General features: G+C 66.6%; 1 protein-coding gene. It reads right to left on the bottom strand.

Going from position 1 to position 1,166, the window contains the following annotated elements:
• Nucleotides 1–1,166: AAA family ATPase (locus AB0G14_RS35840; RefSeq protein ID WP_357705274.1), on the bottom strand; the 1,166-nt coding region annotated here is incomplete at both ends.

Genomic DNA, 1,166 nt, shown 5'->3' with positions numbered 1-1,166 from the left:
AACACATCCGGGTGGGCCTTCTCGATCTCGTCGAACAGCACCACCGAGAACGGCCGACGCCGCACCTTCTCCGTCAGCTGCCCACCCTCGTCGTAACCGACGTAACCGGGAGGGGCACCCACCAGCCGCGACACCGTGTACCGGTCGTGGAACTCCGACATGTCCAGCTGGATCAGCGCGTCCTCACTGCCGAACAGGAACTCCGCCAGAGCCTTCGACAGCTCCGTCTTACCGACACCCGACGGGCCGGCGAAGATGAACGACCCCGACGGACGCTTCGGGTCCTTCAGACCGGCACGGGTACGACGGATCGCCTTCGACACCGCCTTGACCGCGTCCTCCTGCCCGATGACGCGCTTGTGCAGCTCGTCCTCCATACGCAGCAGACGCGAGGTCTCCTCCTCGGTCAGCTTGTAGACCGGGATGCCGGTCCAGTTGCCGAGCACCTCAGCGATCTGCTCGTCGTCGACCTCGGACACGACGTCCAGGTCACCGGCCTTCCACTCCTTCTCCCGCTGGGCCTTCTGGCCGAGGAGCTGCTTCTCCTTGTCGCGCAGCTGCGCGGCCCGCTCGAAGTCCTGCGCGTCGATCGCGGACTCCTTGTCCCGGCGCACCTGCGCGATCCGCTCGTCGAAGTCCCGCAGGTCTGGCGGCGCGGTCATCCGACGGATCCGCATCCGGGCACCGGCCTCGTCGATCAGGTCGATCGCCTTGTCCGGCAGGAACCGGTCGGAGATGTACCGGTCGGCCAGGGTCGCGGCAGCCACCAAAGCGGCGTCGGTGATCGAGACGCGGTGGTGCGCCTCGTAGCGGTCCCGCAGGCCCTTGAGGATCTCGATGGTGTGCGCCAGCGACGGCTCACCCACCTGAATCGGCTGGAACCGACGCTCCAACGCGGCGTCCTTCTCCAGATGCTTGCGGTACTCGTCGAGGGTGGTCGCGCCGATGGTCTGCAGCTCACCACGGGCCAGCATCGGCTTGAGGATGCTCGCCGCGTCGATCGCGCCCTCGGCGGCACCCGCACCCACCAGGGTGTGGATCTCGTCGATGAACAGGATGATGTCACCCCGGGTGCGGATCTCCTTGAGCACCTTCTTCAGGCGCTCCTCGAAATCACCGCGGTAACGGGAACCAGCCACCAGAGCACCAAGGTCGAGGGTGTAGAG

Source organism: Micromonospora sp. NPDC023814, from assembly GCF_040639595.1.
In the GTDB taxonomy this organism is placed as follows: Bacteria; Actinomycetota; Actinomycetes; order Mycobacteriales; family Micromonosporaceae; genus Micromonospora.
This window is presented reverse-complemented; position numbering and strand designations above follow the sequence as displayed.